This is a genomic window from Granulicatella elegans ATCC 700633, from assembly GCF_000162475.2.
Classification (GTDB): domain Bacteria; phylum Bacillota; class Bacilli; order Lactobacillales; family Aerococcaceae; genus Granulicatella; species Granulicatella elegans.
Genome location: NZ_KI391971.1, coordinates 709,587 through 730,093, shown reverse-complemented (window position 1 = coordinate 730,093; position 20,507 = coordinate 709,587). Strand labels below are relative to the sequence as shown.

General features: G+C 32.4%; 20 protein-coding genes. 2 read left to right on the top strand and 18 right to left on the bottom strand.

Features of this window, described 5'->3' with window-relative positions; all coding sequences use genetic code 11:
• Window positions 1–23: 23 nt before the first annotated feature.
• On the bottom strand, window positions 24–905 hold the full coding sequence (glyQ, locus tag HMPREF0446_RS03450; protein ID WP_040507500.1) for a glycine--tRNA ligase subunit alpha: 882 nt from the start codon (window positions 903–905) through the stop codon (window positions 24–26).
• 402 nt (window positions 906–1,307) lie between these two features.
• On the opposite strand from glyQ, the gene HMPREF0446_RS03445 reads away from it, so the two are divergent.
• Window positions 1,308–1,859 (top strand): DNA-3-methyladenine glycosylase I, encoded by a 552-nt coding sequence (locus tag HMPREF0446_RS03445; RefSeq protein ID WP_006702799.1) that lies wholly within the window; start codon window positions 1,308–1,310, stop codon window positions 1,857–1,859.
• Window positions 1,860–1,894: 35 nt separating this feature from the next.
• Here HMPREF0446_RS03445 and nrdF read toward each other — a convergent pair whose 3' ends face one another.
• Genes nrdF through nrdI form a run of 3 tightly spaced genes read right to left on the bottom strand, consistent with a single transcriptional unit; the run spans window position 1,895 to window position 5,461 of the window.
• Entirely contained in the window at window positions 1,895–2,905 is a 1,011-nt protein-coding gene (gene nrdF, locus HMPREF0446_RS03440; protein ID WP_006702800.1) for a class 1b ribonucleoside-diphosphate reductase subunit beta, read from the bottom strand.
• A gap of 20 nt (window positions 2,906–2,925) precedes the next feature.
• Window positions 2,926–5,103: a class 1b ribonucleoside-diphosphate reductase subunit alpha gene (nrdE, locus tag HMPREF0446_RS03435; protein ID WP_006702801.1), complete on the bottom strand. Its 2,178-nt coding sequence runs from the start codon at window positions 5,101–5,103 to the stop codon at window positions 2,926–2,928.
• Window positions 5,096–5,461, bottom strand: a complete 366-nt coding sequence (gene nrdI / locus HMPREF0446_RS03430; RefSeq protein WP_006702802.1) for a class Ib ribonucleoside-diphosphate reductase assembly flavoprotein NrdI — start codon at window positions 5,459–5,461, stop codon at window positions 5,096–5,098. Before nrdI ends, nrdE begins: the two co-directional genes overlap by 8 nt.
• A gap of 192 nt (window positions 5,462–5,653) precedes the next feature.
• Here nrdI and HMPREF0446_RS03425 point away from each other — a divergent pair, with 192 nt between their 5' ends.
• Entirely contained in the window at window positions 5,654–6,085 is a 432-nt protein-coding gene (locus HMPREF0446_RS03425) for a BlaI/MecI/CopY family transcriptional regulator (RefSeq protein ID WP_020991331.1), read from the top strand.
• Window positions 6,086–6,131: 46 nt separating this feature from the next.
• Here the strand turns inward: HMPREF0446_RS03425 and HMPREF0446_RS03420 are convergent, their stop codons facing one another.
• The 14 genes from HMPREF0446_RS03420 to deoB form a co-directional block, all read right to left on the bottom strand.
• Window positions 6,132–7,817: a GH25 family lysozyme gene (locus HMPREF0446_RS03420; protein WP_020991330.1), complete on the bottom strand. Its 1,686-nt coding sequence runs from the start codon at window positions 7,815–7,817 to the stop codon at window positions 6,132–6,134.
• Between the two features lie 175 nt (window positions 7,818–7,992).
• The gene (locus tag HMPREF0446_RS03415) at window positions 7,993–10,917 is read right to left on the bottom strand and encodes an insulinase family protein (RefSeq protein ID WP_006702805.1); all 2,925 of its coding nucleotides are present in this window, start codon (window positions 10,915–10,917) and stop codon (window positions 7,993–7,995) included.
• Window positions 10,918–11,283: 366 nt separating this feature from the next.
• Window positions 11,284–11,460, bottom strand: coding sequence for a hypothetical protein (locus HMPREF0446_RS08455; protein WP_006702806.1), 177 nt, complete (start codon window positions 11,458–11,460; stop codon window positions 11,284–11,286).
• A gap of 511 nt (window positions 11,461–11,971) precedes the next feature.
• Window positions 11,972–12,523, bottom strand: a complete 552-nt coding sequence (locus HMPREF0446_RS03410) for an ECF transporter S component (RefSeq protein WP_040507497.1) — start codon at window positions 12,521–12,523, stop codon at window positions 11,972–11,974.
• Between the two features lie 13 nt (window positions 12,524–12,536).
• Window positions 12,537–13,439, bottom strand: a complete 903-nt coding sequence (gene murB / locus HMPREF0446_RS03405) for a UDP-N-acetylmuramate dehydrogenase (protein ID WP_006702808.1) — start codon at window positions 13,437–13,439, stop codon at window positions 12,537–12,539.
• Between the two features lie 39 nt (window positions 13,440–13,478).
• A complete protein-coding gene (locus tag HMPREF0446_RS03400) occupies window positions 13,479–14,420 on the bottom strand; it encodes a Gfo/Idh/MocA family protein (RefSeq protein WP_006702809.1) in 942 nt (313 codons plus the stop codon).
• Between the two features lie 18 nt (window positions 14,421–14,438).
• Window positions 14,439–15,140, bottom strand: coding sequence for a 5'-methylthioadenosine/adenosylhomocysteine nucleosidase (locus HMPREF0446_RS03395; RefSeq protein WP_006702810.1), 702 nt, complete (start codon window positions 15,138–15,140; stop codon window positions 14,439–14,441).
• Window positions 15,141–15,143: 3 nt separating this feature from the next.
• Window positions 15,144–15,671, bottom strand: a complete 528-nt coding sequence (locus HMPREF0446_RS03390; protein WP_020991329.1) for a GNAT family N-acetyltransferase — start codon at window positions 15,669–15,671, stop codon at window positions 15,144–15,146.
• On the bottom strand, window positions 15,655–16,140 hold the full coding sequence (tsaE, locus tag HMPREF0446_RS03385; RefSeq protein WP_006702812.1) for a tRNA (adenosine(37)-N6)-threonylcarbamoyltransferase complex ATPase subunit type 1 TsaE: 486 nt from the start codon (window positions 16,138–16,140) through the stop codon (window positions 15,655–15,657). The genes HMPREF0446_RS03390 and tsaE overlap by 17 nt, the downstream gene beginning before the upstream one ends.
• A gap of 153 nt (window positions 16,141–16,293) precedes the next feature.
• Window positions 16,294–17,019, bottom strand: coding sequence for a pseudouridine synthase (locus HMPREF0446_RS03380; protein WP_006702813.1), 726 nt, complete (start codon window positions 17,017–17,019; stop codon window positions 16,294–16,296).
• Between the two features lie 18 nt (window positions 17,020–17,037).
• On the bottom strand, window positions 17,038–17,646 hold the full coding sequence (scpB, locus tag HMPREF0446_RS03375; protein WP_006702814.1) for an SMC-Scp complex subunit ScpB: 609 nt from the start codon (window positions 17,644–17,646) through the stop codon (window positions 17,038–17,040).
• Window positions 17,639–18,391 (bottom strand): segregation and condensation protein A, encoded by a 753-nt coding sequence (locus tag HMPREF0446_RS03370; protein ID WP_006702815.1) that lies wholly within the window; start codon window positions 18,389–18,391, stop codon window positions 17,639–17,641. Before HMPREF0446_RS03370 ends, scpB begins: the two co-directional genes overlap by 8 nt.
• A 20-nt stretch (window positions 18,392–18,411) precedes the next feature.
• Complete coding sequence (locus HMPREF0446_RS03365) at window positions 18,412–19,236, bottom strand: purine-nucleoside phosphorylase (RefSeq protein WP_006702816.1); 825 nt, start codon at window positions 19,234–19,236, stop codon at window positions 18,412–18,414.
• A gap of 84 nt (window positions 19,237–19,320) precedes the next feature.
• The gene (gene deoB / locus HMPREF0446_RS03360) at window positions 19,321–20,490 is read right to left on the bottom strand and encodes a phosphopentomutase (protein WP_006702817.1); all 1,170 of its coding nucleotides are present in this window, start codon (window positions 20,488–20,490) and stop codon (window positions 19,321–19,323) included.
• Between the last annotated feature and the right edge of the window lie 17 nt (window positions 20,491–20,507).

Sequence of the window (20,507 nt, the reverse complement as noted above, 5' to 3'; positions counted from 1 at the left end):
CCTAATGTTACTAGACTATCCTATTAGTCTTTCAATAATGGGAATCCTAAAGATTCTCTTTCAGCTACGAATGTTTTAGCAATTGTACGGGCCATTTTACGAATACGACCTAAAAATCCTGCACGGTCTGTCGCAGAAATAATGCCACGTGCATCCATTAAGTTAAAGGCATGAGAGCATTTTAATACACAGTCATAAGCTGGGTGAACAAGACCTTTTTCCATTAGGATTGTTGCTTCTTTTTCATATTCAGTAAATAATTGCATTAATAATTCAGGATTACTTTCTTCAAATGCATATTTAGAATGTTCAAATTCTGGTTGTTTGAAAATATCTCCATATTTTACATCACCAGTCCACACTAAATCATATACACTTTCTACTTCTTGGATATAAGAAGCTAAACGTTCTAGTCCATAAGTAATTTCACTTGTTACTGGGTGACATTCTAATCCCCCTACTTGTTGGAAGTATGTAAATTGAGTGACTTCCATTCCATCTAACCATACTTCCCATCCAAGACCAGCACAGCCTAGTGATGGATTTTCCCAGTTATCTTCAACGAAACGAATATCATGTTCTAATGGGTCAATCCCTAATGCAATTAAACTTCCGATATATAACTCTTGAATGTTTTCAGGAGATGGTTTCATAACAACTTGGAATTGATGATGTTGGAATAAACGATTTGGATTTTCACCATAACGACCATCAGCTGGACGGCGAGATGGTTCTACATAGGCAGCATTCCATGGTTCTGGTCCAATCGCACGTAAAAAAGTATATGGACTCATTGTTCCAGCACCTTTTTCAGTATCATAAGCTTGTAATAATAAACAGCCTTGATTTGACCAATAATTTTGTAATGTTAAAATAATTTCTTGTACTGTTAATTTTTTTGACATAGTATTCCTACTTTCTATAATTTTTATGACAGGATAAAATTCATCTAGAATCTCTTATTGTAAAATGAAGTCTTTCCTCCTTTTCCCTATAAAAAAATCCCTATGTACACTAAAAAAGCATACATAGGGACGATTCATCGCGGTTCCACCCTAATTTCTTAGAAAACTCTAAGCTTCATTGTTGATTGACTCCAATGCGCCACTATTAATTCTCTATCAAACGGATTCCACCTAGCCCGCTCTCTCTATACATATCTAGAATTAAAGTCTCATTTTCAACATCATATTTACTGCATTAATATTACTGATTTTTCCTTCAAAAGTCAAGTTATATCAATCATTTGTTAGCTTTTAACACTTCATCATGATATAATTTTTTCATTCTTAAAGGGGGGAAATTTTATGCGTTGTGCTTGGGCAACTATTTCTGAACTCGATCAAAAATATCATGATGAAGAATGGGGAGTTCCTTGTTTTGATGATCAAAAACTATTTGAGATATTGACTTTAGAAGTGATGCAAGCGGGACTTAGTTGGTCGACCATTTTGAAAAAACGAGAAGGTTTCAGAGAATCCTTCGAACAATTTGAAATCCATAAAGTTAGTCAATTTACAAAAGATGATGTAGAAACATTACTCCAAAATCCTAAAATTATTCGTCATCGTCAAAAGATTGAAGCGACTATTCAAAATGCGAAAATTATTTTGCAACTACAAAAACAATACGGAAGTTTTCATGAATTTTTATGGAGCAAGTTTGAACACACTCCCATCATCAATCATTGGGAAAAAATGGAAGATGTTCCATCTTCTACTCCACTAACTGAACAATTATGTAAAGAATTTAAAAAAATGGGTTTTAAGTTTATCGGACCGACTACTCTCTATTCATTTTTACAAGCATCTGGCATCATCAATGATCACCTTGATTCTTGTCCATTTAAACACAAATAAAGACTTTTATGCGCGCATAAAAGTCTTTATTTTGATTACATCCATTTAGAATAATCGTCATCTTCCATAGCTTCTACTGTTCCAAGTAAATAACCATTCCCTACTTGAGAGAAGAAGTCATGGTTACTTGTACCTGTTGAAATACCATTCATCACAATTGGATCCACATCTTCAGCTGTGTCTGGGAATAATGGATCAAACCCTAAATTTTGTAAAGCCTTATTCGCATTATATCGAATGAATACTTTTACTTTTTCAGTCCAACCAACTTGATCATAAATTGATTGTGTATACTTCACTTCATTTTGATACAATTCTAAACATAATTGATAAACCCACATTTTAAGAGTTTCTTGTTCTTCTAATGGTAATTCATTGTATCCTTGTTGGAATTTATAGCCTGTATAAGTTCCGTGAACAGATTCATCACGAATAATTAATTTAATAATTTCCGCTACATTAGCTAATTTATTATTTCCTAAATAATACAATGGTGTAAAGAAGCCGCTATAGAATAAAAATGTTTCTAACATAGTTGAAGCTACTTTCATTTTTAGTGCATCTCTACTTTGATAAATTTCATTAATTTTTTGAGCTTTATATTGTAAAAACTCATTATTATTTGTCCACTCAAAAATTTCTTCGATTTCAGCTTTTGTATGTAAAGTACTGAAAATCGTTGAATAACTTTTCGCATGAACAGATTCCATAAATTGAATATTATTCCATACTGCTTCTTCATGTTGTGTACGAACATAGTCTTTCATCAGACTTGCACCTTCTTCAGATTGCAATGTATCTAATAAAGTCAATCCTCCAAATACTTTCCCTACAACATCTTTTTCAGCTGGTGATAATGTTCTCCAGTCATCTAAGTCATTTGAAACAGGAATACGAGTATCTAACCAAAATTGCTCGGTTAACTTTTCCCATGTCATTTTGTCGATCATATCTTCTACTTGGTTCCAGTCGATTGCTTTATAATAAGCTACTGGTGCAGAAGCATTTTGTGACAAAATCTCATTAAAATAACGTTTCTCACTCATGATAAGTCTCCTTTTTTGAATTAAATACTACAACTTTCGCAACCATTACTTCCAATTTCATCATTATTTTCTGTAAATGTACGAACATAATAAATTGATTTGATTCCTTTATTCCAAGCATAGTTTCTTAAGATATTTAAATCTCTTGTTGTCATTTTTCTTGTACGTCCATTTTTCCATTCATATAAACCTTCTGGTAATTCAGAACGCATGAATAATGTTAAACTCATTCCTTGGTCAATATGTTTTTGAGCTGCTGCATATACATCAATCACTTTACGCATATCAATATCATAAGCTGATTTATAATATGGTAATGTTTCATTTGATAAGAATGGTGCTGGATAATATGTTTTACCAGTTTTCTTCTCTTGACGCTCCTCAATTAAACGAGTAATTGGATGCAAGCTTGCACTTGTTTCATTTACATAGCTGATTGAGCCTGTTGGAGCAATTGCTAAACGATTTTGGTGATATAATCCATCAGCCATAACATCTGCTTTTAATTGTTTCCAATCTTCTGCCGTTGGAATTGGTAAGTTTTCAAAAATTTCTTTTACTTTTTCAGATTTAATTTCTACATCTGATTCCGTGTAAGCATCGAAATAAGTTCCTGATGCATAGGCAGATTTTTCAAAGCCATCAAATGTTACACCACGTTCTTTCGCAATTTTATGACTTGCTTTTAATGTATAGAAATTCAATAGACGGAAGTATAAATCTGTTACTTCAATCGATTCAGGCGAACCATATTCCATTTGATTTAACGCAAAGAATGTATGTAAGCCCATTGCTCCTAAACCAATTGTATGAGCTTTTTGGTTTCCATTTTTCACTGTTGGAACTGCATCGATACTTGAGTGATCTGTGACAAATGTTAATGCACGAACTGCTACTTCAATTGAACGTTCAAAATCAGGTGATTGCATTAAATTAACAATATTTGTAGAACCTAAATTACAACTAATATCCGTTCCAAGCACTTCATACTCTTGGGCATTATTAATTACTGAAGGACTTTGTACTTGTAAAATTTCTGAACATAAGTTACTCATAATGATTTTTCCATCAATTGGATTTGCTTTGTTCACTGTATCGATATTTACGATATATGGATAACCAGATTCTTGTTGTAATTTACTAATTTCTTGTTCTAAATCACGTGCACGCAATTTTGATTTACGAATTTCTGAATTATTCACCATATTCTCATACTCTTTTGTAATATCTACATAAGAGAAAGGAACACCATAAATACGTTCCACATCATATGGACTAAATAAGTACATCATATCATCATTCTTAATTAACTCGTAAAACTTATCTGGAACTACTAGCCCTAATGATAATGTTTTAACACGAATTTTTTCATCCGCATTTTCTTTTTTAGTCGACAAGAATGATACGATATCTGGGTGGAAAACATTTAAATAAACGGCTCCTGCACCATTACGTTGTCCTAATTGGTTTGAATAACTGAAACTATCTTCTAATAATTTCATAATTGGAACAACCCCGCTAGAAGCATTTTCAATTTTCTTAATTGGGTCTCCAGCTGCACGAACGTTTGATAAGCTTACTCCAACGCCTCCACCAATTCTTGATAATTGTAATGCAGAGTTAATCGTACGGCCAATACTATTCATGTCATCCGTTGTTTGAATTAAGAAACAAGAAACTAATTCACCACGACGCTTTCTTCCAGCATTTAAAAATGTTGGAGTCGCTGGTTGGTAACGTTGATGAATCATCTCTTCAGCTAAGTCTCTAGCTAATTGTTCATCTCCATCTGCTAAAAATAAAGCATTAAAGACAATACGATCTTCAAAACGTTCTAAATAACGTTCGCCATCATTTGTTTTTAAAGCATATTGCTTATAAAACTTAAATGCTGACATAAATGAACGAAAACGGAATTTTTTCTTATAAATTTCTTGCATTAAGCTTTTAACAAATTCACGATCATATTTATTTAAAAACTCTTCTTCTAAATAATCATGTTCAAGTAAATAATCTAATTTTTCATCTAATGTATAGAAAAATACCGTGTTTGGATTGACATGTTCTAAGAAGAAAGCACGTACTGCTTCTTTATCCTTATGCAACGGAATTTTTCCATCAACCGGACGGTTCAATTCATTATTTAATGAAAAATATGTTACTTCTTGAGATTTACTAATTAATTTTGGACTATCCAAGTTCGCTCACCTTTTCCTTTATTATAGTTACGTCTTTTTGAGTTCCATGAAACTCAAAACAATGCAATAGTGGAACTTCATAAGTAGCAGAAATAATTTTTGCTGTTTGACAAAAGGACGTATTAAAATTGCGATTTCCAGAACCAGCTACTCCTTTTAATAAAGCTTGGTTATTACCTGTTTCAATAAAATCTTGAAAATATTCAAATACTTCCATATCATAAGTAGGACTTATAATAATATATGGCTCATCCATTGTTTGAAATACATTTTGTGGTGTAATTTCTACAGTGGGAAACTCCAATTTTTGAACAAATCTTCTCGTCTGTCCTGTCAATGATAAAAAAACTACTTTCATACTTACTCCTCTATTTCATACCTCCCTATTATATCTACTTTCCAGTCTTATATCAACAAAAAAAATTCTATATTTAGTATTTCATAAAAACAATAACACAAAATATAGTGATAAAATTAAGTCTCCATCAATATATTGACAAAGAGATTTTTCAGATTTACACTAATAAATATCAAAGAAAGGAGAATAAAAATGACACTTTCTCATACAATTAGTGCTTCAGAAAGACAAGTTCTTCGAGTAATATGGGCAAACCCAAAATGCACGAGTTCTTTTATTATTGAAGCATTATCTACAAATTTCAATTGGCAAGCTGCTACGATTAAAACTCTCATCAATCGACTTTTGAAAAAAGAATTTATTGTACCAACTTCTAAAAGACCTTATCAATATATTGCAACATTAACAGAAGAAGAACTACTAGATATAGAATGCAATGAGTTATTAAGTCATGTTTGCCAAAAAAAACAAGGTGAATTACTAGCCTTACTTATTCAAAAAGCTCAATTATCAAAACAAGATACTCATCAATTACAAAAATTATTACAAGAAAAAGAAATGGATGCTCCTGAACATTTAGCTTGTACATGTATTCCAGGGCAATGTCGTTGTTGTCATCACTAAAAAAAGCCAGACTTATGTCTGACTTTTTTTATATTTCTTAAATTCATTAATACCAAACGCTAACGTCTACTTTTCCGCTAATACCTTTTAAGTATTCGCTTGAAGTATATTGCCAACCTTTAGATCCTGAATAATGAGGATTATTCCAATCTAATGCATCTGTATAAGCAGCTACCCAGTCCACATATTTTAAAATATCTGGATGATTTAAACGTGTTTGTAATAAATGTCTATAGCTATAAATTCTTACATTCGTATAGCCTGCTTTATGCATGGTATCCATATATTTATTTACAATTTTTACCCATGTTTTTGTATCTTTAGGAGCAGCTTTTGTTTTATTCACATATTCCCAATTTTCAACATCATAATAAATTGGGTAACTTGGTTGAATATGATATTTTTCCATTAGTTTAATAGTATGTTTCGCTTCTAATTCAGCATCTGATTCATTTTCTGCATAAGTATATAAATAAACACCATATGGAATCCCCAAACGGTTCAATTCTTTAATATTATAAGCCAACTGTTTATCTTCATCATAAGCGTAATATCCTAAACGAACGATAACTCCATCAATGCCATTATCACGAATCACTTGACTCCAGTTTTGGATTTTTCCATTATGTTCACTCACATCGATGACTTTCTTGGCATTACTTCCACCAACTTGTTCAGATCGTCCATTATAGAAATAACGTTGACCATTTTTTTGAACCCAACCTCTATTGACTTTTTCTTGCTTTTCAATCGTTCCAGAATTTGAGAATGTATATTTTGTATCTCCAACTGTTACAACACCGGTAGCCATTGCACCAGCGTCACCTAAATAATAATTACCTACCCATTCTCTTTCAGCTCTAGCACCGTTTGCTTTAAAGTAATACCAATCTCCGTCAATTTGAACCCATTCATTACGTGCATAACGGCCATCTGCATTTAAATAAAACATAGATTGATAACTTGGATCAAATAACCATTCTTTAGTCATCATCGCTCCACTACCATTCACAAAATAATCACCAACCCATTGACGAGTTGCTAAATATCCAGCAGATAGTAAGTAATACCATTTTCCTCCATCTTGAATCCATTCTTTTTCAGCATATTTTCCATCTTTTTTTGCATAGAAATAAGATTTATACTGATCATCATAAATCCATTCTTGTTTCGCCATTGCTCCATTTGGATTTAAATAATAATTCCCTTTCCACTCGTTTTTAGCCATGAATCCTGATTCTTTAAAATAATACCATTTAGTCCCAATTTCCAACCATTGATTTTCAGCGTAACTACCATCTGCTTTAACATAAAAGGCTTCTGGTGTATAAACCCATTCATTAATAGCCATCTGACCATTATCTTTTAAATAATAACGATCTTTCCATTGATTTTTAGCCATGTATCCACCAGCTTTGAAGTAATACCATTTTCCATTAATTTCAAGCCATTGATTTTCAGCAAATGTTCCATCTGCTTTTAAGAAAAATGATGCTTTATAATTTTCATCATAAATGAATTCAGAAACAACTTTTTTTCCTTCTTTATTTACATAGAAATGATCGATCCATGAAGAAGTTGCTTTTGTACCATCTTCATTATAAAAATATTGTTGGCCATTAACCGTTTGCCATCCTGTTAATTTTTCAGTTTTTTCTTCTTTTGCATTAACTGTCGGTAAAGATAACAGTACCAATGCAGACAATGTCAATGCGATATTTCTTAATTTCATCTAGTCTAATTCTCCTTTACTAAAAGTCTCACTTTGACATTGTATAATTAAAAGCTTAAAAACTCAAACAAAATCTTAAAACATCCCCCCTCATAATTGTTCAAATAAATAAAAAAGGAATTTCTACTAAATAGAAAATTCCTCTTTTAACGATAGATGAAATTAAGTCAAATGATTAGTCATTGAATAATGAACGAATTGTTTTGAAAATTTCCTTATTTTGTTCGATTTTTACATCATTTCCAACTACTACAAAGGCATTTTGATCTAATACTTTTTTCATTGTTGGAGCAAATGAACGAACTTTTTCAGGTGTTACATTTAAAACTTCATCACGAGTTTTTTGAACAAGTTCATTTGTCACATGAGTAAAGTAACGAGTAAAGGCAATATTTCCTTTTTGATTTGCAGAAAGTGGACGATCAATACTGCTAAATGTTCCAATGAGATTTTTCTCAAATTCTTCTTTTGATGGATTGTAATTTTCTAAATATTGAACTTGTCCATCATAAGTTTTCAGAGTTTCTACTAAGTTTGGATCACGATAGGACACAGCAGCTACTTCACCTTTTCCACCAATCACACTCATTCCACCGTACGCACCACCTTTAACACGAACTGTATTCCATAAATAATCTAACCCTAAAACCGTTTGTAAGAATGCATTAGATCCTTCAAATGGAACACCTAGTAATGTTTGATTGTACCCTTTTGCTACATATTGAATTTCTTGAGCAGTTTTAAATCCTTCATTCAATACTTCAACAGGAGTTGTGAATGGTTGTGGTGTCACTACTTCTTGTGATAAGTGTTGGAAGAATGATTGAGATAAAGCTTTAAATTGTTCAAAATCCTCTTTACTTCCGACAAATGTAGCAGTTACTCCATGAATATTTAAGATTTGACGAAGTACAGCAATCAATTGTTGACTAAAGCTTTCTTTTCTCTCATCATAATGTTTCACTAAATTAGAAATATAATCATAGTAATCAATACCTTCTAATGCTTGAGCATATTTTGCTCCTTCTGAATAGTAAGATTCTAATCTACGGACTGCAATGGTATGCGAAGCATAATTCATATGCATTTCTAAATTCGCTTTTGTATTTAATAACAGTTCTTTAATCTTATCATAATCTTCCAAGTTTGAACGGAAGACAATTTCTTCCACTAATTCAATTAATTTTGGTAAATATTGAGATAAAGCTTTTCCTGAAACTGTGAAGAATGGATAATACACATTTTTCGCAACATCTTCTGTCATGACAAAAGCATTTGTTGAAATTCCACCGGTATAGAAATCCATCTCCGTATTTAAATCTTCATCAGCAAAATGTTTTGTACTAATTTCACCTAATAATTCAGTGACAAAAGCAGCTACCGGAATTTCTTCCGTTTTAATCCCTCTCATATCAAAGAAATATTTCGCATATGAAATACCTGCTGTGAAGTCTTCATAATGTAAGAAAGTCGGTGTATCGTTTCCTTCTTCAACGGTTAATGGATATTGAGTTGCTTTCTTTTGAATATCATCAATGGATAGTGTTGGAATTTTCGCTAAATCTTCTGGTCTATCAGGAGATTCTTGTCTTTCGATTAATTTTTGAGTCGTTTCGACTAATTGATCTAACTCTTCTTCACTTAGACTTGCTTTGTACTCTGCTAATTTTTTAGCTAATTCTGCTTCTTTTTCTTCTAATAAACCTGCTTCTGGTTTTAAAGTAATAATAGCAGCATGAGTATTGTCTAATAAATATTTTTGAATAATGTTTTCAAAATATCCTTCTTCAACTTTAGCTTGAATGGCATCTAAATGTTGTTGGTATTCAAATGATACATATGGACTTCCATCATATAACCAACTTGTTAAAGCATTCATTCCATACATAACACCTTTTGGTGTACTACCTTCCAAAGCTGTTAATTCTTTATAACGGAAAGCTGTTTTATTTAAAGCAGCTTGAATCGCTTTTCTAGAAATTCCTTCTTTCACTAAACGTTGTAATTCCTGTTGAATAATTTGAACAAATTGTTCTTTTTTATCAGCATCTGTATCTTTTAAAACAACTTCAAATGTTGGAGAATACGTATAAGCAGAATATCCACCCATAACATCACTACCAATATTCGCTTTTAATAAAGCTTTCTTCAATGGTGCTGTATTACTACCTAATAGTAATTCATCTAAAATACTTAAAGCAATTCCTTCTTCTCCATTAGTACTCGTTCCTGTAGCCCAAGCATATTCTAACAATGTTTTATTCTCAGTTGAGTCGCCTTTAGAAACAGAATACGTACTTGTTAGTTCTTTAACACTTGTAAATGGTTCTTGTTGGTATCCTACAAATGGAACTTCTTTTGCTTCAAAAGCATCAAAGTATTCTGATAATTGTTCCATTGCTTTTGCTAAATCTAAATTCCCATATAAAGTTACTCGAGCATTACTTGGGTGATAATACGTTTGATGGAAATCAATGAATTTTTCTTGTGTCAGTGTTGGAATTGAAGCTGGCATTCCTCCAGAAACATGTTTATAAAATGTATCTGGGAATAATGTTGGTTCAACTAGGCGATTTAATTCTGATTCTGGTTGAGAAAATGCTCCCTTCATTTCATTATAAACAACGCCTTTATAAGTTAATTCATCTTCTTTATTTTCTAAATGATAATGCCATCCTTCTTGCATTAAAATTTGTGGGTTTGATAAAAGATTTGGATAAAATACTGCGTCTAAATATACGTCCATTAAATTCTCAAAATCTTTCTGATTTCTTGAAGCTACTGGGTACATTGTTTTATCAGAAAATGTCCATGCGTTTAAAAATGTTTGTAGGGAACCTTTTAATAATTCTACGAATGGTTCTTTTGTTGGGTATTTTTTTGATCCGTTTAATACGGAGTGTTCGATAATGTGCGCAATTCCGTTGTCGTCATATGGTGGTGTACGGAATGCGATGGAGAATGCTTTGTTGTCATCGTCTGTTTTTAAGTACATGACTTGAGCACCTGTTTTGTCATGTTTATATAAATAGTAATCGCAACGGATATCTGGTAATGGTTTTTGTTCTACGAGTGTAAAACTGTTAAATTCTTTTGTCATGAAATGACCTCCATTTCTAAATTGAATCTGCTTGTCTTTTATTCAAACACGATTTCTAACAATAAGCAAGAAAAAATCATTGGAACATAAAAGTTTTAGACGTAGAATAAAGAAATAAAAAAATAATTTTTCGTATAGCTAGGACGCCAGCAGACCTGACGGTCTCATGGCTAAAATTTGAGCCTTGGTCTCAAATTTTCCTTTGTGATAGAATCGCTATTCAGCAATTCTATCACCTCAGCTATAAAAAAATTATTTTTTATTTCTTTATTTTAGTTATTTAGTTTTCTGACGTTACGTTCTTACGCATCTTACAAAAATAGAAATCAATTTTTGATGTAGTAAGACAATTAAATTATTTTAAAGTTATTTTACAAAATTTTTTTGAATAAATTTTTCTAACAACTTAATAACAAGAGGTGTAGTGATTAATGTAATTAGGAAAAAGATTATAAAACGATAATCAAATGAACTTAGCACGCAACCGGTAAAAGTTCCTAGATTCCAAATAACAGCTAAACAAATTTTTTGCAAACGATTCATGATAGTTTCCCCCTTTTATTAATCTATCTATGTATACGCTTATTTTACTACCATGATAAGTTTTTAACAAGATGTTAAAGAAAAGTTCTTAGCCTAGAATAAAGAAATAAAAAATGATTTTTCGTATAGCTAGGACGTCAGCAGACCTCGCGGTCTCATGGCTAAAATTTGAACCTTGGTCTCAAATTTTCCTTAGCGATTAAATCGCTATAGCTATAAAAAATTATTTTTTATTTCTTTATTAATGTTATTTAGTTTTCTTAGACGATATTCTTACGTATCATATATAAACGCAATTACCATTTCTATCACTTCAGCTACCAAATGTTCACTACGTAAAAAATAAAGAATATAAAAAATATTTCCTTTTTAGCTTTAGTGACAGAAACACTAGGAAGTGTTTTTGTCACTATTGGAAAAATTGAGACCTTAGGCTCAAATTTTAGCCATGAGATTCGCAAAGCGAAGCTGCTGGCGTCCTAGCTAAATCAGGAAATATTTTTTGTATTCTTTATTTGTTATTTGTACGTTTAACTTTCACACGATTCGCAATTAATTTAAACAATGCTGTTGCGAAAATGGCAATCAAAATTGAATTAATCATACTAAAAATCCAACCATTAATAAAAACAACTGCCGTAGAAGCTTGATAGAAAAAGACCTCTAACGTCGGTAAAATCAAACCAAAAATAATCACATTCGCAACCACTTGAATCACATTAAAACGCAAAGCATCATGACGAGAAAAAGTACCCGCTAAAAATGACTTACGTCGAATACCTAGACCAAAAACATATCCAAGAATCCCTACAGAAATCGCAATTGCAATCCACTGCTCTGTCGTCCCTAATAATAAATCAATAATAATCGTTGCTACACCAACAATTGCAGCAAATAACGAACCCGCTAAACCAGCCACAATCGCTAATAAAATATAAAAGAAGTTAATATCCACTCCATTAAAAATTGGCAATGTAATCCCTACATAGTGATAACTTAGAACTAAAACAATTAACGAAACTACATGAAGAAGACCTGTTTGTAAGAATTTATTCTCTTTCATCATTTTTTCTCCTCTATCTTGACTCTTCACCAATAATTTTCACTTCGGGCTCGAGTCTTACTTGGAATTGTTCGAACACAATTTCTTGAACATGTTGAATCACCGCTAAATAATCTGTAGCTGTTGCATGATCAATGTTTACAATAAACCCTGCATGTTTTTTAGACACTTGAGCACCACCAATTTGGAATCCTTGAAGTCCTGCATCTTGGATTAATTTTCCAGTAAAATGACCTTCTGGTCGCTTAAACACACTTCCACAAGAAGGATATTCTAATGGCTGTTTACTTTCACGTAAATGAGTTAATTCTTCCATTTTTGCTTTAATTGATTCCCTTTTCCCTGGACTTAAATTAAAGCAGACATCAATCACTAAATCTCCACTTTCTTGTAAAGCACTATGACGATATGAAAACTCTAATTCTTCATTTGTTAGACGTTTGATTTCACCTGTACGAGTGACAACATCCACAAATTCTACTACTTCGCAAACTTCACCACCATAGGCACCTGCGTTCATATACATGGCTCCACCAACACTTCCTGGGATACCACATGCGAATTCTAATCCTGTTAAAGATTGTTCTAATGCGCATTTTGTCACTTCAATTAAAGACACACCAGCTTCTGCTAAAATTTTATTTCCCATTACTTTCATAGCCGTCATTTCATTTAATAAAATAACAGCTCCTTTTATGCCACCATCTCTAACAATGACATTGCTGGCATTTCCTAATACTGTAATTGGAATTTGTTTTTCTTGTAAAGCTTTAATAATTTTGGCAGTTTCATGTTTATCTTTTGGGAAAATTAAACATTCAGCTTCCCCACCTGTTTTTGTATAAGTATATTTTTTTAAAGGTTCATGGAAGCATACTTTCACTTCTGGAAATTGCTCTTTCCACCATTCTTTCATCTTCTTCTCTCCTATTTATGCAATATCTTTTTTATGATACTATTCATCAGTTTCTACGTCAAATGATAAAAAGCCTTCAGATGCTTTTGCATGTGCTAATCTCTCACAAATAAAATGACTTAATAAGCTTGAAATAGGAGAAACTGGATTTTCACCATTAGTTTGAACAGCAATAATAAAGGAATGAACAATACTTTCAAATCCTCTCTTATATAAAGTAGAATCCCAGGATGAAAAATGATCTTTAATTTCTTCTCCACCTTGATAAATGGTTAAGTCTGTTAAATTTTGTAATGAAAAAGTACCCGTTTCAGCTTGAACTTCAATTCTTTCAAGATTCGCACCAGATTCTGTATTCATCATTACAATAGCTGATTGTTCTTCATTTTCTAAATAAATTGTACATTGTTCAATAACACCGCGATTTTTCTTATAATAGAATGATCCACGGTTTGGTTTTTCATCCATTAAAAATAATGCTGTATCTAAAGGATGAATAAAAACATCAAAAATACGTGTACGATTATCAAAACTTGGAATCGTACAATTCTTCTCTGTAATAATTCTCTTCTTATGAAGGACATTTTTTAATTCCACTACTTTGGGAGCAAAACGTCGATTAAATCCTGCTGTTAAAAAAGTTTGATTTTCTTTGGCTAATCGATATAATTCAAGCGTTTCTTCATAACTAGGAGCAATCGGTTTATCTAAATATACTGGAATTCCTTTTTCTAAAAATTGCTTGGCAACTTCAACATGAGCCTCCGTTGAAACATGAATCATGACTCCATCTAAATCAAACTGTAATAATTCCTCTACACTACTACATGGAATACAACGCCCTAATAATTTTGATTCTCGTTGTAAAACTTCTACATTTCTAGTACACATATACCATTTTACATTACCAATTGAACGCATTACTGGTAAATAGGCTTTTTGTGCAATCGCACCAATCCCAACTACTCCAATATTTAACAAGAGAACTCCCCCTAATCATTAATCTTCTTTTAAATGATGTAATAATTGATGAACAATCAATGCTGATTTACGACCTGCTTCAACAATAAATGTATCAAAATCAACTGCTGATGTTCCTTTTTGTGGCATATCCGAGATTGCTCTGACAACAATGACTGGAGTTTGTAATGCATAACAAGCTTGTGCAATAGAGGCTCCTTCCATTTCAGTTGCTAAAACATCTGGGAAATGTTTTAAAATTAATAATCGTTGATCTTCACGATGAATAAAACTATCTGCTGAAACAACCAGTCCTTTATACACAGATAAATTCAACTCAGATTGAATTGCTTTTATAACGTCATCTTCAATCACTTGAGCTTGGAAGCGTGCAGGCATTCCTGGCATTTGTCCATATTCATATTGAAAAGCTGTTACATCTGCATCACTGTACGCTAATTCTGTAGCAACCACAATATCTCCAATATTCATTTCTGTTCCAAATCCACCTGCTGATCCTGTATTAATGACTAGGGTCACATTAAAATGGTGAATTAATAAAGCAGCTGTTACACTAGACATTACTTTACCAATACCAGATTGCACTAATACAATAGATACGCCATTTAAACGTCCTTCTAAAAATGTCCATCCTGCAATTTTTACTTCCTGTTCAATTGTCATTTCTTCAGATAGAAGACGTTTTTCCTCTTCCATCGCTGCAATAATTCCGACTTTCATGTATTACTCCTTTTCTACGAAATAGGCCATTTGAATGACATCATAATATTGACCATTTACTTTCATTTCTTTTTCTTCAATCGCTACTATTTCAAACCCAAACTTTTTATATAAAGCAATTGCTGCAACATTTTCTTGAACAACTGCTAATCTAATTTTTTCAAGAGGTGAATAGTCTTTTGCCCATGAAAGTAATTCTTCCATTAAGGCACTTCCTAATCCTTGACCCCAATATTCTTTTAAAATACTAATGCCTAGTTCACCCACATGTTGAAATTTTTCTTTTGAATTTCCACCAATTGAAGCGACTGCAATAATTTCTTGCCCTAATTTTGCAAGTAGCAACATTTGATTATCACTTTCTAAAACAGATTGAATATATAATTCTTCTTGTTGGACAGTTAACTCTAATCCTTCTTCACCAAAACTTAAAAAATTTGTTTCTTTTCCAACTTTTTTTGTATATTCAATTAAAGCTTCTGCATCTTCTACAGACACTACTTCAATTTCTAATTCAACTTTCTCTTTCATTTGTCCACCAACCCTCAAATTGATTCAACCATTTTTCGTATTCTTTTCCTATAGCATCAAGTGTAATGGATCGAGTAGTGAGAGAAGTTTGTTCAATAGAAATAATTAATCGATTCATAGGTAATTCTTCTTCGATAAAATTTGCCCATTCAACCATTACGACACCTTCACGATGAAAATACTCCTCTAAACCAATTTCACTCGCTCCTCCACTTTCTTCAATACGATACATATCCATATGAAATAAAGGTAAGCGACCTTTAGTATATTCACGAATTAAAGTATAGGTTGGACTTTTAATGACACGTGTAATGTCTAATCCTAAAGCAAATCCTTTTGTAAAAGTCGTTTTACCAGCTCCTAAATCTCCAGACAAAATGATTGTACTGTTAGAAAAGGCACCTTTTGCTAATAATTCTCCTATTTTCATTGTTTCTTCTTGTGATGTCGTTTGAATTGTGATCGTCATATTTTTCCTCATTTCAGTGAAAATTCCTCAAAAACATTATAACATAATTCAGTGATTGATTAGTATGAAAAACAAAAATGACTTTACCTAGTAGTTTGCCCATAACCAGTAAAAACTGGCTACAGGCATTCATAACTACTTCAGAAAAGTCAATTAAATCTCATTTTTTGCTAAACGAACTAATTTTTGAACTTCAAATGCACGAAGTTCACGATAATCTCCCGGTCTTAAATTTTCTAATGTTAAAAATCCGAATTCTTCACGTTTTAATTTTTGAACGGGTAATTCTACCGCTTCAAACATTTTCTTCACTTGGTGATTCCAACCTTCGTGAATCGTTAAAGAAACAATTCCTGTATTTTTTTCAGTATCAACGGATAAAATTCTGGCAACTGCTTTAGAAGTTTTCTTGCCATCAATCCAAATACCTCTTTCTAATTGTCTCATATGGCGTGGTGTTGGAACACCTTTTACTTTAGCAATATATTTCTTTTCAACATGATGTTTTGGATGCGTCATTAAATTCGCAAATTCACCATCATTCGTTAATAAAATTAATCCTGTTGTATCATAGTCTAATCTTCCTACTGGATAGACACGTTGTGGGATATCTTTAAAATAATCACTAATAACGGTACGTCCTCTATCATCTGTTACACTGGATAATACAGATTTTGGTTTATAAAACATAAAGTAAACTGGTTCTTCTTTATAAATCGGAATGCCATCTACTTCAATTTTATCCGATTGAGACACTTTATATCCCAATTCTCTCACAACTGTGCCATTTACTTTAACACGACCTTCTTCAATAAATGCTTCGCATTTTCTACGAGATGCAATTCCGGCATGTGCCATGACTTTTTGTAATCTTTCCACTAGATACTCCTTCTTCCCTTACGAAATAGTTTCTTCATCTTGATGCATTTGTTCTAATTCTGCAAACAAATCTTCATTATTTTTAAATAATTGCTTACTTTCTTCTTGATTTAATTCTAGTAATGATTCAACATCTGGCAATTGATCTAATGTTTCTAATCCGAAATAATCCATAAAATAAGTAGTCGTACGATATAATTTTGGACGACCTGGACTATCCATTCGACCTGCTTCTTCAATTAAATCTCTTAACAATAATTTTTGAATGGCTCCACTACATTGAACTCCACGTATACTTTCAACTTCTAATCTTGTGATTGGTTGTTTATAAGCAATAATGGCCAATGTTTCAAGAGCTGCACTAGATAATTGAGAAGAAAATGGGGAAACAGCATATTTTTCAAGATAGGGTTTTAACGATGCTTTCGTTACAAATTTATATCGTTGCGCCGTTAAAATCAATTCTAAGCCGCTTGTTTCATCTTTTAATTGTTCCATTAATTCTTCCAATAGTTGTCGAACTGCCGTTTTATCAATGCCAACGACATAACTAATTTCTTCTAGTGTTAAGCCATCATCTCCTGCTACAAATAATAAAGCTTGAGTTGCTGCTAAATAATTATTCACTAAATGCACCACCTTTATCGAAAGTTTCTAAAACAATATCTTCATAAGGCACATGTTGTACCAATCGAATTTTATGTTCTCTTACTAATTGTAACATCGCCAAAAATGTTGTTACAATGGCATGACGATGAAACGAAGGAAAACATTTATCAAATCGAATACTTTTTTGAGGATTTTCTTGAATTTTTGTTAAAATCGAATCCATCATTTCCTCTACTGTATGTGTTTCATGTTGAATATTTGCTTGTAGAGGCATTTTATCAAGATTTCTTCTTGCGATTTTCTTTAATGCATTCCATAAATCTTGAGTCGTTACTTGACCTTCTTGTAATGGAATAATTTCTTGAAGAGTAGATAAATCACTAGCTTCTTTTCCATAATGCATGCCTCTTTGAAAAGAAAGTTCTTCCAATTTTTTGGCACCTTCTTGGAATTGCTTATATTCCATTAATTTTTCAACTAACTCGTCCCTAGGATCTTCTTCTACTTCTACTTCATCAATTTCCACTTTTGGTTTCGGTAAAAGCATTCTTGCTTTAATTTCTAATAAAGTTGCTGCCATTAATAAATACTCGCTAGCTACTTCTAATTCCATTTCTTGCATGGAATGAATATAGGATAAATATTGATGCGTTAATTCCACCATTGGAATGTTATAAATATCAATTTTCATCTCTTTAATTAAATGTAATAACAAATCCATTGGGCCTTCAAATTCCCCAATACGTAGCGTTAACGCATCCACTTTCTCTACTCCTATTCTAATTAATAAATTTCAATGACTTTACGAACTAAACCTTTGAATGATTCTTTTACACGTTGAGTTGTTTCTACAACTTCCTCATGGTTTAAGTTTGCTTGTAATCCAGCTGCTAAGTTTGTAATACAAGAAATACCGATCACTTTAATTCCTGAATGGTTTGCAATAATGACTTCCGGAACCGTTGACATACCAACTGCATCTCCACCTAATACTTGTACCATACGAACTTCAGCAGGTGTTTCATAAGTTGGGCCAGATAAACCTGTATAAACTCCTTCTTGTAATTGCACTCCTACTTCTTTTGCAGCCTTACGAACAACTTCTTGTCCATAGACATGATAAGCATGAGACATATCAGGGAAACGAGGTCCAAAACTATCAGCATTTGGTCCAATTAATGGATTTGTCCCTGTAATATTAATATGGTCTGTAATTAACATTAAGTCCCCTGGTTTGAAGTTTGGATTGCTTCCTCCTGCAGAGTTTGTCACAATCATTGTTTCAACTTCCAATAATTTCATTAAACGAATTGGGAACGTAACTGTTTCCATTGGATATCCTTCATAAAAATGGAAACGTCCATCCATAATTAAAACTTTTTTACCACATAATTCGCCGTATACTAAACGACCAGCGTGACCTACTACTGTAGATACTGGGAAGTGTGGAATATCTTTGTAATTGAAGATAATTGGATTTTCTACTTCTGTTGCTAATTCTCCTAATCCTGAACCTAAAATTAGTCCAAAATCAATGTTTTGAACTCCATTGTTTTGTAAAAATCGTTTTGTTTGTTCTAAATGTAGTAATTGATCATCTAAAGCCATGCTACTCTGTCCTCTCTTTATTTAGGTTATTTAAAAAAGAAGTGGAAATCCAATAATGGAACTCATTGAATTTCCACAATTATATTATTGTAATTCACTTAAGAAGCTTTGTCCGTTTCCAGTTGAAGATACGCCAAAGTTTTCAGAAATGGTTTCAGCAATATCTGAAAAATGTCCTTGAGTTAAGCGTGTTGGATGTTGAAGAGATTTACTAATTGCTAACACTGGAATATACTCACGAGTATGGTCAGTTCCTGGGAATGTTGGGTCATTACCATGGTCAGCTGTAATAATTAATAAGTCATCTTCATGCATATGCTCTAAAATTTCTGGAATACGGGCATCGAATTCTTCTAATGCATTCCCATATCCAACAGTATCTCTACGGTGTCCATAAGCAGCATCAAAGTCTACTAAGTTTAAGAAACTCATTCCAGTGAAATCTTTTTTCAAGATATCTACTAATTTATCGACACCATCCATATTGTTTTTCGTACGAACAAATTCAGTAATTCCTTGACCGTTGAAAATGTCATTAATTTTACCAATCGCAATAACATCAAATCCTTTTTCTTTTAAGAAATCTAATGTTGTTTGACCAAATGGACTTAATGCATAGTCATGACGGTTTGAAGTACGTTGGAAGTTACCAGGAGTTCCTACATATGGACGAGCAATAATACGACCAATCATATATGGATCATCTTTTGTAATTTCTCTTGTATATTCACAAATACGATATAATTCTTCTAAAGGAATAATTTCTTCATGAGCTGCAATTTGTAATACTGGGTCAGCACTTGTATAAACGATTAAATCGCCTGTTTCCATTTGATGTTTACCAAAATCATCAATAACAGCTGTTCCACTATATGGTTTATTACAAACAATATTTCTTCCAGAGAATTCTGTAATTTTATCTAATAAATCTTGAGGGAATCCATCAGGGAATACTCTAAATGGTGTTTTAATATTTAATCCCATTAATTCCCAGTGACCTGTCATTGTATCTTTTCCTACAGAAACTTCTTCTAATTTAGTGTAACTTCCTTTTGGATTTTCAACTGGCGGTACAGTTTTTAATGGAGCAATATTTCCTAATCCATATGCTTGCATATTTGGAACATTTAAACCAACTCGTTCTGAAATATGTCCTAATGTATGAGAACCTGCATCATTAAATGCAGCAGCATCAGGTGCTTCTCCAATCCCTACTGAGTCCATTACAATTACGTGAATTCTTTTAAATTTCATCTGGCATTCTTCTTTCT

Coding starts and splice junctions, on each gene's coding strand:
- glyQ (WP_040507500.1), bottom strand. CDS start 905: ATGTCAAAAAAATTAACAGTACAAGAAATTATTTTAACATTACAAAAT.
- HMPREF0446_RS03445 (WP_006702799.1), top strand. CDS start 1,308: ATGCGTTGTGCTTGGGCAACTATTTCTGAACTCGATCAAAAATATCAT.
- nrdF (WP_006702800.1), bottom strand. CDS start 2,905: ATGAGTGAGAAACGTTATTTTAATGAGATTTTGTCACAAAATGCTTCT.
- nrdI (WP_006702802.1), bottom strand. CDS start 5,461: ATGAAAGTAGTTTTTTTATCATTGACAGGACAGACGAGAAGATTTGTT.
- HMPREF0446_RS03425 (WP_020991331.1), top strand. CDS start 5,654: ATGACACTTTCTCATACAATTAGTGCTTCAGAAAGACAAGTTCTTCGA.
- HMPREF0446_RS03420 (WP_020991330.1), bottom strand. CDS start 7,817: ATGAAATTAAGAAATATCGCATTGACATTGTCTGCATTGGTACTGTTA.
- HMPREF0446_RS03415 (WP_006702805.1), bottom strand. CDS start 10,917: ATGACAAAAGAATTTAACAGTTTTACACTCGTAGAACAAAAACCATTA.
- HMPREF0446_RS08455 (WP_006702806.1), bottom strand. CDS start 11,460: ATGAATCGTTTGCAAAAAATTTGTTTAGCTGTTATTTGGAATCTAGGA.
- HMPREF0446_RS03410 (WP_040507497.1), bottom strand. CDS start 12,523: ATGAAAGAGAATAAATTCTTACAAACAGGTCTTCTTCATGTAGTTTCG.
- murB (WP_006702808.1), bottom strand. CDS start 13,439: ATGAAAGAATGGTGGAAAGAGCAATTTCCAGAAGTGAAAGTATGCTTC.
- HMPREF0446_RS03395 (WP_006702810.1), bottom strand. CDS start 15,140: ATGAAAGTCGGAATTATTGCAGCGATGGAAGAGGAAAAACGTCTTCTA.
- HMPREF0446_RS03390 (WP_020991329.1), bottom strand. CDS start 15,671: ATGAAAGAGAAAGTTGAATTAGAAATTGAAGTAGTGTCTGTAGAAGAT.
- tsaE (WP_006702812.1), bottom strand. CDS start 16,140: ATGACGATCACAATTCAAACGACATCACAAGAAGAAACAATGAAAATA.
- HMPREF0446_RS03365 (WP_006702816.1), bottom strand. CDS start 19,236: ATGGCTTTAGATGATCAATTACTACATTTAGAACAAACAAAACGATTT.
- deoB (WP_006702817.1), bottom strand. CDS start 20,490: ATGAAATTTAAAAGAATTCACGTAATTGTAATGGACTCAGTAGGGATT.